This window comes from Massilibacteroides sp. (assembly GCF_028705895.1).
Lineage (GTDB): Bacteria > Bacteroidota > Bacteroidia > Bacteroidales > Tannerellaceae > Massilibacteroides.
The window spans coordinates 52,114-66,090 of record NZ_JAQWCQ010000007.1 but is presented as its reverse complement, the minus strand read 5'-3'; the positions used below and the strand labels follow the sequence as shown (position 1 = coordinate 66,090).

Genomic DNA, 13,977 nt, shown 5'->3' with positions numbered 1-13,977 from the left:
TAAGCAAAGGAAACCGAAACTTCGGTAAAGAAAAGTTAAGCGGGGTTCAATGAGGAAATATGAAAGGTGAATCACCTATATCTGTCGGTGAATAGGATTATTCATCTTCTATGAGTATCCATTTCTTGAAGACGGGGGTTTTGGTCTTACTTATGATTATTTTTTCGGGGATCTCCAATATTAAATTGACCGACAAACGACTCCCGTACCACAATTCTACATCTTTGATGGCTTTACGTGCGATGATGAATTGTCGGTTAGCCCGAAAGAATGACCGTTCGTCTAACTGCTCACTTAAAGAATCCAATGTGTGATCAACCGGATGTTTCTTACCGTCGGCAGTATAGGCAGTAACCTTTTCGTTTGCTGTATAAAAAAATAAAATTTCATCAACAGGTAATGGATAGAATTTATAAGCAAGCTGAATTAAGAGATTTTTTAAAGGATGCCTTGAACGGATGGTTTTATTTGTCTGGCGTATATGAGCCTGTCGTTCCTCTGGATTGAACAACTTTAACTTGTTTAGCGCTCTTTCGAGAGATGATTCCGTTATCGGTTTTAATAAATAATCGATGCTGCTTACCTGAAATGCCTGAAGTGCATATTCATCATAAGCTGTGGTAAAGATAACAGGAGCATTTACCTCCACTTGTTCAAATATCTGGAAAGCAAGACCATCAGCCAGGTGAATATCCATAAATATAATATCCGGCTCTTCCTCATCTCTGAAATAGGCAACACTCTCTTGAATACTATCTAATTCAGCTATAACTTCAATCTGCATCGATTTGTTCTGATGTAAAATCTCTTTCAGACTGTTTACCGCCGTCGTTTCATCTTCAATAATAATTGCTCTCATGAAATTGTTTCGTAAATAATCAATTGGGTGATATGTTTTTTATAAGAGGAAGACTTACCTTAAAGTATTCCTTTTGAGAAGTTATATAAATATCTTTTCCTGTCAGTATTCTATATCTTTCCCAGAGATTTTTCAGTCCTATTCCGCTTCCTTTGCTTTCTTCTACTTTGGGTTGTATTTTGTTTGATACCACCACCTGATCATCTTGTGTTGTGTATATGTCTATTCGTAAAGGATATTGTCTGCTGATTACATTGTGTTTTACTGCATTCTCAACCAAAGGTAGTATACTCAGAATCGGCAGATGCCAGAACAAATAGCCCGGATCTGTCTGGATAGAGAAAAATAATTTACCTTCGTAGCGTACACTTAATAAATAGGTATAGGCCTTAACAAACTGAAGCTCTTCCGAAAGCGAAACCAATTCTTTATGATTACTCTGTAATATGTACCGGAACACATTGGATAGCTCATCCAAATATTGCAAGGTCTGTTCTTTTTCACCACCTCTGATCAAGGCATTTAATCCATTCAACGAATTAAAAAAGAAATGAGGATTGATCTGTCCCATCAATGCATTATAGGAACTCTTGAATTTCTCAGACTTCAATTTTTCATAGGCCAGCATCATCTCTTGTTTGCTACGAAGTTGCCTCAATAGTATAACACTGAGCATCACCGAGAGTAACACAAACAAATGTTCTGTAAATAAAGGCCGGAACAAAAATCTGTAATCCGGCGGCATACCCTCTCTTATCATTGGGAAATCTTTTTTTTGCGGTAACCTGCCAATCTCATGCGGGGGCTTCTTGGGGAGCATATCTTTATCTCCATATAAGAAAAGACTTTTTCCTTCAGTTGGCGGCTTCAATTCAAATAAATCGATCATAACGACACGATGCATTGTAGGATATAACAAGAAAAAGCCATAAGCGGCAACAATACTTAATAATGTAGCCAACAAAAAACTTTTGATTTCCTTCTCCTTGAAAATACGATCTGCAAGATAATAAAGCCGGTTATACAAGAGAAAAATAACAAAGGAAAACAGAAAAAACCAACCAAGAGAAAAGAACAAAAAATAGGCTTCAGGAGGAAGATTATCTTCATTCGAAAGCGAATTAAAGATCAAATCATAGCTTCTCATCAACATTAAAAAGTTCACAAAAAGCGTGACTAATATTGATAAGAGAAATCCTACTAAGAAATTATTATGCTTCGTACGTGACATGTCTGATTGTTCGAAAACAGCAAATATACTGTTTCCGAACAATTAGATAACAAACAATCGACAAAACGGTAATTTTTACCGATGAACAGGAAAAACATCTTATTTATTGTCTTCCCAGACCATCTGAAAAAACGGTTAGAAGTAGATAAAAATAAGGTTTGATTGCCTGAAAAAAGGCCATTTTTTTGTGCGTTGAAAATCAACGGTAAAATAGCCGTAAAAATATAAAGGATATTTTTGCAAAAATATCCTTTATATTTGGAAAAATAACCTTTATATTTTTTTATGCAATAGAATGTGATTTTATTTCTTTTCTCCCGGTTCTGGGGGGAACATATTGTCCCACCATTGCGGTTCGTCTTTAAGCCATTTGGCAAACCAGGCGAAGATACTGTTTTGCCAGCCGATGCGTTTGTTATAACCTACGATGCCGTGATTTTCTCCGTCCACTTCTACAAATTCAACCGTTTTACCTAATAGCTTGAGGGCAAGGAACATTTGAATGCTTTCGCCAACAGGTACATTCGTGTCTGCGTTGCCATGTAGTAATAATAGCGGAGTGTTTATTTTATCTGCATTATATAACGGACTTTGTTTGACGAATAGTTCCGGATTGTTCCATGGGTAGCTGTTCGTGTTTGCTACAGAACAATATCCCCATCCCCAATATCCTTCGCCCCAGTAACTGCTGAGGGCACTAATTCCTGCGTGACTTACGGCGACAGCAAAAATATCCGTACGGGTTTGTAAATATTGTGTCATGAATCCACCGTAGCTGGCTCCGATACATCCGATCTTTTTGCTGTTTACAAAAGAATGTTCTTTGCAGAATTCCTGTGTTCCTTGTATGATCTCATCGGCTGTAACTTTTCCCCATGCATTTACGTGGCGGGCTGCAAATTCCTGCCCGTATCCTGTAGTGCCACTTGGGTTGAGCGTATAAACCACATAACCGAGAGCGGCATACATATGCATTGAATAACGCATTTCAAGCATACGGTTTGTAGGAGACGTTCCTCCATAATAATACACAATCATCGGATATTTCTTTGCCGGGTCGAAATTTGGCGGCAGGTAATAGCGGCCGTCTATTGTAGAACCATCTGTGGAGGTGAAACTCCAGTCATGCGCTTCTCCCAACTTAATATCCTTTAATCTTTCAGCCGAAAGGTCGTTTATCAACAGTCTTTTATTTGTTTTCGTATTATAGCTATACAAACGGTTTGCATTCGAAACGCTTTGTCCATAGTAATATAATACCGGAGCTTTTTCAGCAAGTGAAAAATTCAGAATAACATCTTCACCTGCTTCTATCTTCTTCATTTTTCCATTGGAAGGATTGCAAACGTATAGATTCTGATAGTCACGATCTTCTGTAAGAATATATATCTGATTGTCAAACTGATTCCAAACGGCTCTGATTGAATTCGGATTGAACTCTTTCATTAAAGCAGTCGCCTTTTTTGTTGCCGGATCGTAGAGGTAAAGTCGCCCGTCGTATGTGTTACATATTTGTCCTTCACGAATATTAAGTCCTATGTTATCGAATGCTGCTCCGGCACCGGAAACAAGTAATTGTTTCCCGTCAGGTGAAAAAGAAGCCTGATTAATATACGGAGCCTTTTCCCATAAGGTATCTACTGCCAGAGTCTGCAGATCTAACTTATAAAGAGAATTACGGGAGTGGGGCAGAGAGGTATAAACCCGTTCGCTTGTACCGAAGAGTAAATAACGGCTGTCCTGGCTGATGTCGTTTATGTAGGTTGAATTAAATCCGTAGGTTAGTTGTTCGTATAATCCGGTTTGCAGACTGTAACGCCAGATAAAGTACCGATCGCGAAATCCCGGAAGCCTGTCGCTTGGCTCCTGTACACGTATGAGTTCTTTCCCCTCTTTTGGTCCTTCTTCCTTAACCATGAAAAACAAAGATTGCTCATCCGGAGCAAAATATGGATTTTTCTCCGGCAGTGAACTTGCAAGTACTGTTTCCTGCATTGTGACAGCATCTACCTTTATTAATTCAGTTCCGTCATATCCTGTTCGGGTATAATACATCGCATTACTTTTTGGCATCCAGCGGGCTGTATTAAGAAAGCCATTCCCTTGCAGTTTTATTTTACCCGTAGCTGTTTCTATTAGTTGCGTGAACTGCTCACTCTTTCCTCCTTCTAATTGTGTAGAATATTTCACGAGAGCTAATTTTCCATCGGACGAGACACTGACGCCACTGAAGTTCTTGCCTTCAGTCATTGCCTTCAACGTATATCGCTTTGTCGGATCAAGCGAAGCTACAATTACTGCGGTGTCTTTCGTTTTAAATTCAGACTTCAAATACGGCGCACAAGTATCAGTCTCCGCTGTCAGGTATTTGACTACCACCTCATAACGCCTCGGCTCTAATTTTAATTCGGCAGTTTTTCCTACTGATTTATTATCAACAAATACTTCGAAATCACCACTTCCCGATATTTCTAAATTACCTTTAACATAGCGGTCGCTGTTCAGATAAAATGAAAACAAATGCAAGGCATATCCTTTTTCGGGAGAAGTAAAGGTTACTTTTCCTGCCGTATCAGCTTCAAGGATATCTGCTTGTTTAAATGCAATATCAGTTGGCAAAGTTGCTTTAAGTAGGTTCTTTGCTTCGAACGGTTTGCCGTTTACGTTTACAGTATCAGCCAGAATCGGCTTGTTTACTGTAAAAGGTCCCGCATGCTTGTATTGTTGTACCTTTACATCTATATCTTCTGCTGCATGCAACGAAAGCGCGCCGAACAACAGAACGATTATACTTTTCATTTTACTATTCATTAGTTCTGAGTTTATTAAGTTAGACCAATATTCCTTCCCACACATAATGCTTTGGAAAAATTTGTTTCATCGAAACGGCTTTCTCAAAAAGTCCGAATACAGAAGAACCCGAGCCGGACATAGCCGCATAAACAGCGCCTGCTTCATAGAGCTTTTCCTTTATGTTTTTTATTTCCGGATAACGGGGGAATATACTTTTTTCAAAATCGTTTACTAAGAGTTCCTTCCATTCTGAGACAGGGCGTACAATGATATCCTTGATGTTTATCTGAGGACGAAGAGGGGTTATTGACGAGTAAGCCTCAGGGGTAGATACAGCTATGTCCGGCTTTACCAGACATAGATGATAACCCTTCAGTGATACTTCTACCGGAGTAAATATATTTCCAGTTCCGGATGCAAAGACAGGTTTGTTCCGTACGAAAAACGGGCAATCAGCACCAATCGAAGCTGCCAGAGTTTCCAGCTCTTCCTCTTTCAACCCGAATGTGCAGAAATCGTTCAACAGTTTCAGCATAAAAGCCGCATCTGAAGAACCTCCTCCTAAACCTGCTCCAAAAGGAATGGCTTTTAGAAGATGAATTTCTATAGGAGGAATATCGAAACGAGCCTTTAGCAAATCAAGAGCCTTTATTACGAGATTCTTCTCAATCGGTCCGGTGATCTCAATTCCTGTTTGAGAAAAAGAGAACTCCCGGGCTGGGACAATTTCTAACGCATCTTTTATAGGAATCGGATAGAAGATTGTCTCTAAGTTATGATAGCCATCGGGGCGTTTCTCAATAACGTTTAGCCCAAGGTTGATCTTTGCATTCGGAAAACAAATCATTTATATCAAGCTTTAATATTCGGTAATTCGAGACCGTATCCTTTCTTTTTGTCTTCAGCTTTCAACATAAGAGCAACAAATAAAGCCAAAACACCGAATGTCGCGAATATGAGCATCGGAATCGTATAGTCATATGGTTTAGCAGCATCGCCCGTTTTACAATACGTTTCCAATACCCAGCCGATTAGAGCAGGTACTCCTCCCAAACCTATGTTCTGTACCCAGAAAATTAAAGCATAAGCTGTACCTAATTGGCGTTGAGGTATGATTTTCGGAACAGATGGCCACATAGCAGAAGGAACTAAAGAGAAGGCGATACCTAAAATTACCATGATAAAGGCCGCAAACCACCATACATTCAGGAATGGCATAGCGAAGAGCAGGTGAACTACGATCAATAGAATTGCTCCAAGAATCATAATGGATGCTCCGCGTCCTTTCCGGTCATAAAGTCCACCGAAAAATGGAGTTAACAGCATCGTCCCAAATGGCAACATAGCCGGAATGTTACCGGCAAGCTCAACCGGTACGTCATATTTATTCACCATCAGGTCTGTCGCATATTTCAAAAATGGGAAAACGGCTGAATAAAACAAGACGCAAAGCAAGGCTACCAACCAGAATCCTTTGTTTTTGACAATAGAAAGAATATCTCTCATCTGGAAGGAGTCTTCTGGTGAAGCAGTTTCCTTTATAGAAGCATCCAATCGGCGATCAGCTACTGTAAATACAAGGAAAGAAATCAACCCGATACAAAGTAGAACCAACGCTAACAGAATAGGAGCAGACAGGCTATCGAAATATTTTGCAATAGGAACGGTCACAGATAATGCAATAGTTGTTCCGATACGGGCAACAGCTACTTGTAATCCCATTGCTAAAGCAATTTCGTATCCCTTAAACCAACGGGCAATGATTTTTGTAACTGTAATCCCTGCCGTTTCGACCCCGACCCCGAAGATCGCATAGCCAATTGCCGCAACCATAACCCGGGCAGGCCATCCGAAAATTTCTCCGGTCATTGTGAAATAGTCCGAGATAGCGTAATATTTCAAACTACAGCCGATGAGCATCAATACACAAGCAAGAACTCCTGTGAAACGTGGTCCTTTTTTATCTAAGATTATTCCGCTGACAATGAGCATAAACAAAGCAACGTTAAACCAACTGTATGCACTTGTAAAGAAGCCGTAATCTGCGCTTCCCCAACCCAGTTCTTCTTCTAATAATGATTTCATAGGTGCCATTACATCCGTCAGGAAGTAACCGCATAACATTGTTAATGAAACGATTGCTAAAACACTCCATCGTGCTACCGGAGAATCGTTTAGTTTCTTGTGTACTTTCTCTACCATAGGTTAATTATTTATTAAATTGTTTGAATGATCAAATAAAGGAATCGCATCTGCAACGATAAAACTACTGCCTCCGATAAATATAAGATCGTCAGAATCAGCATCGCTAAAGGCTGCTTTTACAGCCTCTCTTACTGTTGAATAAGAAGTGCCGGTCAGCCCATGTTGTTTTGCTGTTTCTGCAAATGTATCCACCGGCATTGCCCGTTCAACAGAGGGTTGAGTGAAATAATAGATCGCATTTTGAGGCATGAGGCTCAATACTCCGTTTATATCTTTATCATTTACCATGCCAACTATCAGACGCAGCTGCTTGTATTGTTTCTGCTTTTCTTGTAATTGTGGGGATAAATATTCCCATCCTCCAATATTGTGTCCGGTGTCACAGACAACCAAAGGGTTTTCTTGCATTACCTGCCATCTTCCCATTAGTCCCGTCATCTCAACTACTTCTGCAAAACCTTTTTTTACTGCTTCATCAGAAATACTAAATCCAGAACGGATTAGTTGTCTTACAGCAGATAAAACAGTTTTTGTGTTGTGACTCTGGACTGCACCACCTAATTCTCCTTCTATTTCACCAAAATCGGTTGACTGATAGCTCCAATGTCCGTTTTCTTTTAGAATGGATTCCTGGAGCAGGTCTTCCTCTTCCGCAAGATAGATTGGTGCGTTTTCGGATGCAGCTTTGGATAGGAAAACATTCTTGACTTCCTCAGTTCCTCTTTCTCCGATGACGACCGGTACTTCAGATTTAATGATACCTGCCTTTTCAAACGCTATTGCTTCTAACGTGTTACCAAGAAATTGAGTATGGTCAAGACTAATATTTGTAATAATACTTAATTCAGGAGTGATAATATTTGTACTGTCCAATCTGCCGCCAAGTCCAACTTCTATAATAGCAAAATCCACCCGTTCCGTTCTGAAATAATCAAAAGCGAGGGTGGACGTTAATTCAAAAAAAGATGGATGCAGAGCTTCAAAGAAAGAACCGTGTTTTTCGACAAATTGAATCACATATTCCTGAGGGATCATCTTCCCGTTCACGCGGATACGCTCGCGGAAATCTACTAAGTGAGGAGAGGTATATAGCCCTGTTTTGTAACCGCTCGCCTGTAAGATCGCAGCAAGCAGGTGGCTTGTTGAACCCTTCCCGTTTGTTCCGGCCACATGTATGGTTTTATAGGCGCGGTGCGGATGACTAAAATGCTTGTCTAACGCTATACTTGTTCCTAATCCCGGTTTATAGGCATTTGCTCCGACATGCTGGAACACAGGTGTACTGGTGTAAAGGTAGTGCAGCGTCTCTTCGTAAGTCATATGTGTTACATTGTTTTCACAAAAGTAACCAAAAAACACATTTGACGGTTATTAATGTCGGATTTCGTATAGTATTTGTAAAAAACAGTAAAGGCATTTTGATAAACCTACCAAAATGCCTTTACTATTTCTTCTTACAGTTCTATTTGTTAAATCGCGCTTTGAGTTTAGCAAGCATATCTTGCGTCATCATGTCTAATGTGTATTGTGGTTGCCAGTCCCATTCTTCACGGGCACATGTGTCATCCAGTGAATTAGGCCATGATTCTGCAATTGCCTGACGTAACGGATCTACTTTATATTCCATAGTAAACTCCGGTATATATTTGCGGATATTACCTGCAATAATTTCTGGATCAAAACTCATCGCTGCGATATTGAATGAGTTGCGGTGTTTCAAACGAGACGGATCAGCTTCCATAATCTGGATTGCTGCATGAAGTCCGTCCGGCATATACATCATATCCATGAATGTGCCGGCTGCAATCGGACAAACAAAATGTCCTGTTTTAACTGCTTCGTAGTAAATATCCACAGCATAGTCTGTTGTACCTCCACCCGGAGGTGTTACGTAAGAAATCAACCCGGGGAAACGAACTGAGCGGGTATCTACTCCAAAACGGATGAAATAATAATCGCTTAAAAGTTCTCCGGAAACTTTAGTTACTCCATACATCGTACGTGGATTGCGGATAGTGTCTTGCGGAGTTTTGTCTTTGGGCGTATTATTGCCGAATACACCGATTGAACTTGGTGTGAAAACAGCGCAATTCTTTTCACGGGCAACTTCCAATACGTTGAAAAGTCCTCCCATTCCAATTTTCCAGGCTAATTGTGGCTTTGATTCTGCAACAGCAGATAATAAGGCGGCAAGATTGTAAATCGTATCGATATTATATTTCGATACCGTTTCGGCGATTTGTTGATCGTTTGTTATATCCACAACAGCAGATGGTCCGGACTCCAATAATTCACCTTTAGGCTCCGCACCGGGTATATAGCCGGCAACTATATTCCCATTATAGCGTTTGCGCAATTCCATGGTTAATTCTGAACCAATCTGACCAGTGGCACCGATCACTAATACATTCTTCATTAAGTTTTTTGTTTAAGTAATATACGTTTTTTCTGCAACAAAGGTATGGAGAATAAATAAAAAATGTCACCTTTGTATGTGAAAATAAACAGAAAACACACGCATATGTATGGAAAAATGAAAGACTTCCTTCAGGCAGAACTGAATAATATCAGAGAGGCAGGCCTATATAAGGAAGAGCGTATTATTACTACGCCGCAAAGAGCTGCCATTAACGTGAATCACACTTCTGAAGTGTTGAATTTTTGTGCAAATAATTACTTGGGGCTTTCGGATAATAAACGTCTTATTCAGGCTGCCAAGGCTACCATGGATTCACATGGTTATGGAATGTCGTCCGTGCGCTTTATTTGTGGAACGCAAGATTTACACAAACAATTGGAAGCTGCCGTTTCTGATTATTTTAAAACAGAAGACACCATTCTTTATGCTGCATGTTTTGATGCCAACGGTGGTTTGTTTGAACCTCTTTTAAGTGAAGAAGATGCTATAATCTCTGACGCTTTGAATCATGCTTCTATTATTGATGGCGTGAGACTTTGTAAAGCTAAGCGTTATCGTTATGCTAATGCGGATATGGACGACTTAGAACGTTGTCTAAAAGAAGCTCAGGCACAACGTTTCCGTATTATTGCTACTGATGGAGTCTTTTCTATGGATGGAAATGTTGCTCCGATGGATAAAATTTGTGCTTTGGCTGAAAAATATGATGCCTTAGTGATGGTTGACGAATCTCATTCTGCCGGTGTAGTCGGTAAAACGGGTAGGGGTGTAGCTGAGCAATTTAACTGTCATGATAAAATAGATATCTATACCGGTACGCTTGGTAAAGCTTTCGGTGGTGCGATGGGAGGCTTCACTACAGGCAAGAAAGAAATAATTTCTATGCTGCGTCAACGTTCTCGTCCTTATTTGTTCTCTAACTCTTTGGCTCCGGCTATTGTGGGTGCAAGTCTGGAAATGTTTAAGATACTGAATGAATCAGACAGCCTTCATACGAAATTAGTAGATAATGTAAGCTATTTCCGTGAGAAGATGCTTGCTGCGGGATTTGATATTAAGCCAACTCAGTCTGCAATTTGTGCGGTTATGCTGTATGATGCAAAACTATCTCAGGATTTTGCCGCCCGTATGCAGGAAGAAGGTATCTATGTGACCGGTTTTTATTATCCTGTTGTTCCGAAAGAACAAGCACGTATTCGCGTACAGCTTTCTGCCGGACATGAACGTGAACATTTGGATAAAGCCATTGCCGCATTCATAAAAGTAGGAAAAGAGCTTAATGTTATAAAATAAGCCCTAAAAAACACATAAAAAAGGGCAATCGATAGAACATTTCTACCGGTTGCCCTTTTTCATTGATGTAACAATCAAAAATGAATTATGTATCTGAGCAATTATCATAGTCATAGCCTCTTCTGTGATGGAAGAAGCACGCCGGAAGATTTTGTTAAGTTTGCGCTGTCAGCAGGCTTTAAATCATTTGGCTTTTCTTCTCACTCTCCGTTGCCTTTTGAAACAAACTGGAATATGTCGGCTGCTGATCTTCCGGTTTACCTGGAGCATACCGCTTATCTAAAAGAAAAGTATAAAGATCGGATTGAACTTTATACAAGCTTGGAGATTGATTATTTAGACAATACTTATAATCCATCCATACCCTATTTTCAGGAAATGCCTTTGGATTATCGTATCGGCTCGGTTCATTTTATACCTGTGGCAGAAGAGTTGATAGAAGTAAATATGGTCAGTATAGATGGTCCGTTTGAGGATTTTGAACGTGCTGTAAAAGTCCATTTTGGAGGTGATGTGAAACGATTGGTGAAACGTTATTACGAATCTTCTATGGATATGATTGAAAGAGGAGGAATCGACATTGTAGGTCATATGGATAAAATCTACATGAACGGACATCGTTGTGATGGTTTCTCTTTGGAAGAAGATTGGTACGTAAACCACGTAAAAAACTATATCCATCTGATTGCCGAAAAAGGGCTGATGATTGAGATCAACACCAAGAATGTGACTCGTAAACAGCATACGTATCCGCACAAACAGTTCTTCTCTTTGATCAGAGAATTGGATATTCCGGTAATGGTTAATTCAGATTGTCATTTTCCTAATTTGGTTAATGATGGGAGAGAAGAAGCCTTTCGTTTGTTGAAAGATCATGGTTTTACTTCCACCCGTGAACTTATTAATGGTAATTGGACGGATGTTCCATTCTAACCAGAGAGTTATCTGCGTAAGTTCCCGGATATTTTGAATACTGTGTGTGAAGCAGGAGTTAATAAGCTACTTATGAAGAAGCCAGATCAACAGAGGTAAATAATCTTTGAGTTCGATTCGCAATATTTTTAGAGCTTGAGTAATTCGATAAGCTATTGTCTTAGGGGATACACCTCCTATTTCAGCTATTTCATTATAAGTAAGACCATCAAATCGATTCATCTCAAAAGCTTTACGGTATTCTTCAGGAAGTTTTTTTATAGCTTCATCTACCAGTCCCATCAACTCTCCATAAACATAGAAATCAGGATCTTCAAATTGCAAACGAAACTTTTCATACAACTTTTCATGCACTTTTCGCTTAACCTGAACATGTTCCAAACTGTTGAGACTCTTATTCTTAACCATTGTGAAAAGTAACGATTTAAGAGACATTTCAGGAATCAGCATCTCTCTATTCTCCCAAAGCCACAACATAACCTCTTGAACAATCTCTTTAGCATCATCCAACTCCACATATTGCACAGCAAAAGCACAAAGCCGTCCATAATAAAAAGTATAAACCGCATCAAAAACCGATTCGTCTCCAGTCTTTAACTGCTGCTGAATAGCCTCATTGTTATGTATGTCGATTTTTTTCACTGCGGGTTTTTCGGAGAATCCTTGTTTTTACTAATGAAATGACAAAACTTGTTTTTGGTGTTTTTTGTAAAAATAAAAACATAAATTGATATGTAAAACTATTCAGAGTTTATTCTAACATATTCTCTATTAAGAAAGAATTTAATGAACGGTATTCATTTGTATCTTATCTGATTTTTTCAATTTACTTGTTTGCGTTAGTTTGTACATGTTTATATCTATTTTTCCTTTAATAAGTTCAGGGATGTTGAAAGATACTAAAATATTATCATAATAATCTGTGTTTTTTTGAGGTAGTAAGAAAGGTTTTCCGCACTTCCCGTTTTGATCAATATAGCAAATATATGGGCGAGTATAAAGCCCATCGTCTCTGCGGCTACTGAAAACAAACCACCGGCTATTACTGCTCCACGAATGATAACTCTCAACATCCGAACTGTTAACCCCCGATAAGGTGTTTACCTTTCCCGTTTTTAAATCTAATAATTGTAGATCTGCATCTTTATGCCAAATGGAGAAATTTCCATAGTCAGATATTGTGTACATAAGATATCTTCCATCAGGAGATATACGGGGGAATTTTGCACTTCTTCCTTCGTTTGCGGCATTGTATAGGGTATCAATACTATGCCCAAAAACACATCTGTCCGGATCAAAATCGATACTTAATAAATTATATTTAATACTTCTATAAGAATCAGGCATAGGGTACGTTGGCGCAGAACAAAAGAAAAGTCGTGTTCCATCAGGAGAGAACGTTGGGAATGTTTCCATGTTTTCTTTAGATAATAAGAGAGAGTCTGATCTAATTTCATGGTTTTTTATATCATATATTACTATGTCTGACGCCATGTCATAAACTTCTACCCGGTTAGGATCTGTATAATGAAAATCTTGTTTTGTCTCATTTACTGAGAACGCAGCAAAACGTCCCGACGGATGCCAGGCCGGATAAACTAAAGCGGAAATTAGTTTATTCGTTTTTGTATCTAATTTTTCTATCTCTCCATCAACTATAATGTAGGTTCCTCCATGAGTTGATCTTTGATGAAATAGCATTTTGTCAGGATTTTGCATGCAAAAAGAATGACAATTCATGCAATTATTATTTGTGTGTTTATTGGTGAGAAAAGCTTCTTCATTAAAATTTTCGAGATTACGTTGATAAATACCCATCTCACCCCACATTCTATAACCGGGAGCAATTTTGCGATAAACAATATGGGTATCAATAGGCTCTTTTGCTATATAAATTGAAAATGGAAGATTTTTTAGCCAACGCTTATCTTGATAAGTATATATTGTATATTCGATTTTTCCCTCAATTGCTTCTTCTACTAATTTTCTCCATTTCTTTTGGGGTATTTCAAACTGTCCATTTTTAGAATTTATACGAACTTCCGATTGAGGACTTTTAAGTACCAGAATAGATTTTAAGCGATTTGGTAACTTAAAATTGAGTGGAGCAATATTATATGGTATTGTTACTTCACGATAATCAGGGATTATCTTTGGCTGACTATCTGTAACTTCTGCATAAGGTAAACTTCCTGAACAAGCTGTCAGAAAAAAAAGGAGAACCAATATAAGTAGTGCTTTCAT

At 39.0% G+C, this 13,977-nt stretch carries 11 protein-coding genes; 2 read left to right on the top strand and 9 right to left on the bottom strand.

Features of this window, described 5'->3' with window-relative positions; all coding sequences use genetic code 11:
- Nucleotides 1-97: 97 nt before the first annotated feature.
- From PHT93_RS03105 to PHT93_RS03075, 7 genes are all read right to left on the bottom strand, one after another.
- Nucleotides 98-859 (bottom strand): LytTR family DNA-binding domain-containing protein, encoded by a 762-nt coding sequence (locus PHT93_RS03105; RefSeq protein ID WP_300239327.1) that lies wholly within the window; start codon nucleotides 857-859, stop codon nucleotides 98-100.
- A gap of 19 nt (nucleotides 860-878) precedes the next feature.
- On the bottom strand, nucleotides 879-2,090 hold the full coding sequence (locus PHT93_RS03100) for a histidine kinase (RefSeq protein ID WP_300239325.1): 1,212 nt from the start codon (nucleotides 2,088-2,090) through the stop codon (nucleotides 879-881).
- A gap of 303 nt (nucleotides 2,091-2,393) precedes the next feature.
- A complete protein-coding gene (locus PHT93_RS03095) occupies nucleotides 2,394-4,901 on the bottom strand; it encodes a prolyl oligopeptidase family serine peptidase (protein WP_300239323.1) in 2,508 nt (835 codons plus the stop codon).
- Nucleotides 4,902-4,920: 19 nt separating this feature from the next.
- On the bottom strand, nucleotides 4,921-5,730 hold the full coding sequence (gene ispE / locus PHT93_RS03090) for a 4-(cytidine 5'-diphospho)-2-C-methyl-D-erythritol kinase (RefSeq protein WP_300239321.1): 810 nt from the start codon (nucleotides 5,728-5,730) through the stop codon (nucleotides 4,921-4,923).
- Between the two features lie 5 nt (nucleotides 5,731-5,735).
- Complete coding sequence (locus tag PHT93_RS03085; RefSeq protein ID WP_300239319.1) at nucleotides 5,736-7,085, bottom strand: MFS transporter; 1,350 nt, start codon at nucleotides 7,083-7,085, stop codon at nucleotides 5,736-5,738.
- A 3-nt stretch (nucleotides 7,086-7,088) separates the two neighbouring features.
- Nucleotides 7,089-8,408, bottom strand: a complete 1,320-nt coding sequence (locus tag PHT93_RS03080) for a folylpolyglutamate synthase/dihydrofolate synthase family protein (protein WP_300239317.1) — start codon at nucleotides 8,406-8,408, stop codon at nucleotides 7,089-7,091.
- 142 nt (nucleotides 8,409-8,550) lie between these two features.
- Nucleotides 8,551-9,504, bottom strand: coding sequence for an NAD-dependent epimerase/dehydratase family protein (locus tag PHT93_RS03075; protein ID WP_300239314.1), 954 nt, complete (start codon nucleotides 9,502-9,504; stop codon nucleotides 8,551-8,553).
- A 105-nt stretch (nucleotides 9,505-9,609) separates the two neighbouring features.
- On the opposite strand from PHT93_RS03075, the gene kbl reads away from it, so the two are divergent.
- Together kbl and PHT93_RS03065 are read left to right on the top strand one after the other, a co-directional pair.
- Complete coding sequence (kbl, locus tag PHT93_RS03070) at nucleotides 9,610-10,800, top strand: glycine C-acetyltransferase (protein WP_300239312.1); 1,191 nt, start codon at nucleotides 9,610-9,612, stop codon at nucleotides 10,798-10,800.
- An 87-nt stretch (nucleotides 10,801-10,887) separates the two neighbouring features.
- Nucleotides 10,888-11,733 (top strand): histidinol-phosphatase, encoded by an 846-nt coding sequence (locus PHT93_RS03065; protein ID WP_300239310.1) that lies wholly within the window; start codon nucleotides 10,888-10,890, stop codon nucleotides 11,731-11,733.
- Nucleotides 11,734-11,799: 66 nt separating this feature from the next.
- Here PHT93_RS03065 and PHT93_RS03060 read toward each other — a convergent pair whose 3' ends face one another.
- Complete coding sequence (locus PHT93_RS03060) at nucleotides 11,800-12,375, bottom strand: RNA polymerase sigma-70 factor (RefSeq protein WP_300239308.1); 576 nt, start codon at nucleotides 12,373-12,375, stop codon at nucleotides 11,800-11,802.
- A gap of 141 nt (nucleotides 12,376-12,516) precedes the next feature.
- Entirely contained in the window at nucleotides 12,517-13,977 is a 1,461-nt protein-coding gene (locus PHT93_RS03055; protein WP_300239305.1) for a hypothetical protein, read from the bottom strand.

What these genes read in the sequence shown, in the direction of transcription:
- PHT93_RS03105 (WP_300239327.1), bottom strand. Translation starts at nt 859, where the DNA reads ATGAGAGCAATTATTATTGAAGATGAAACGACGGCGGTAAACAGTCTG.
- PHT93_RS03100 (WP_300239325.1), bottom strand. Translation starts at nt 2,090, where the DNA reads ATGTCACGTACGAAGCATAATAATTTCTTAGTAGGATTTCTCTTATCA.
- PHT93_RS03095 (WP_300239323.1), bottom strand. Translation starts at nt 4,901, where the DNA reads ATGAATAGTAAAATGAAAAGTATAATCGTTCTGTTGTTCGGCGCGCTT.
- ispE (WP_300239321.1), bottom strand. Translation starts at nt 5,730, where the DNA reads ATGATTTGTTTTCCGAATGCAAAGATCAACCTTGGGCTAAACGTTATT.
- PHT93_RS03085 (WP_300239319.1), bottom strand. Translation starts at nt 7,085, where the DNA reads ATGGTAGAGAAAGTACACAAGAAACTAAACGATTCTCCGGTAGCACGA.
- PHT93_RS03080 (WP_300239317.1), bottom strand. Translation starts at nt 8,408, where the DNA reads ATGACTTACGAAGAGACGCTGCACTACCTTTACACCAGTACACCTGTG.
- PHT93_RS03075 (WP_300239314.1), bottom strand. Translation starts at nt 9,504, where the DNA reads ATGAAGAATGTATTAGTGATCGGTGCCACTGGTCAGATTGGTTCAGAA.
- kbl (WP_300239312.1), top strand. Translation starts at nt 9,610, where the DNA reads ATGTATGGAAAAATGAAAGACTTCCTTCAGGCAGAACTGAATAATATC.
- PHT93_RS03065 (WP_300239310.1), top strand. Translation starts at nt 10,888, where the DNA reads ATGTATCTGAGCAATTATCATAGTCATAGCCTCTTCTGTGATGGAAGA.
- PHT93_RS03055 (WP_300239305.1), bottom strand. Translation starts at nt 13,977, where the DNA reads ATGAAAGCACTACTTATATTGGTTCTCCTTTTTTTTCTGACAGCTTGT.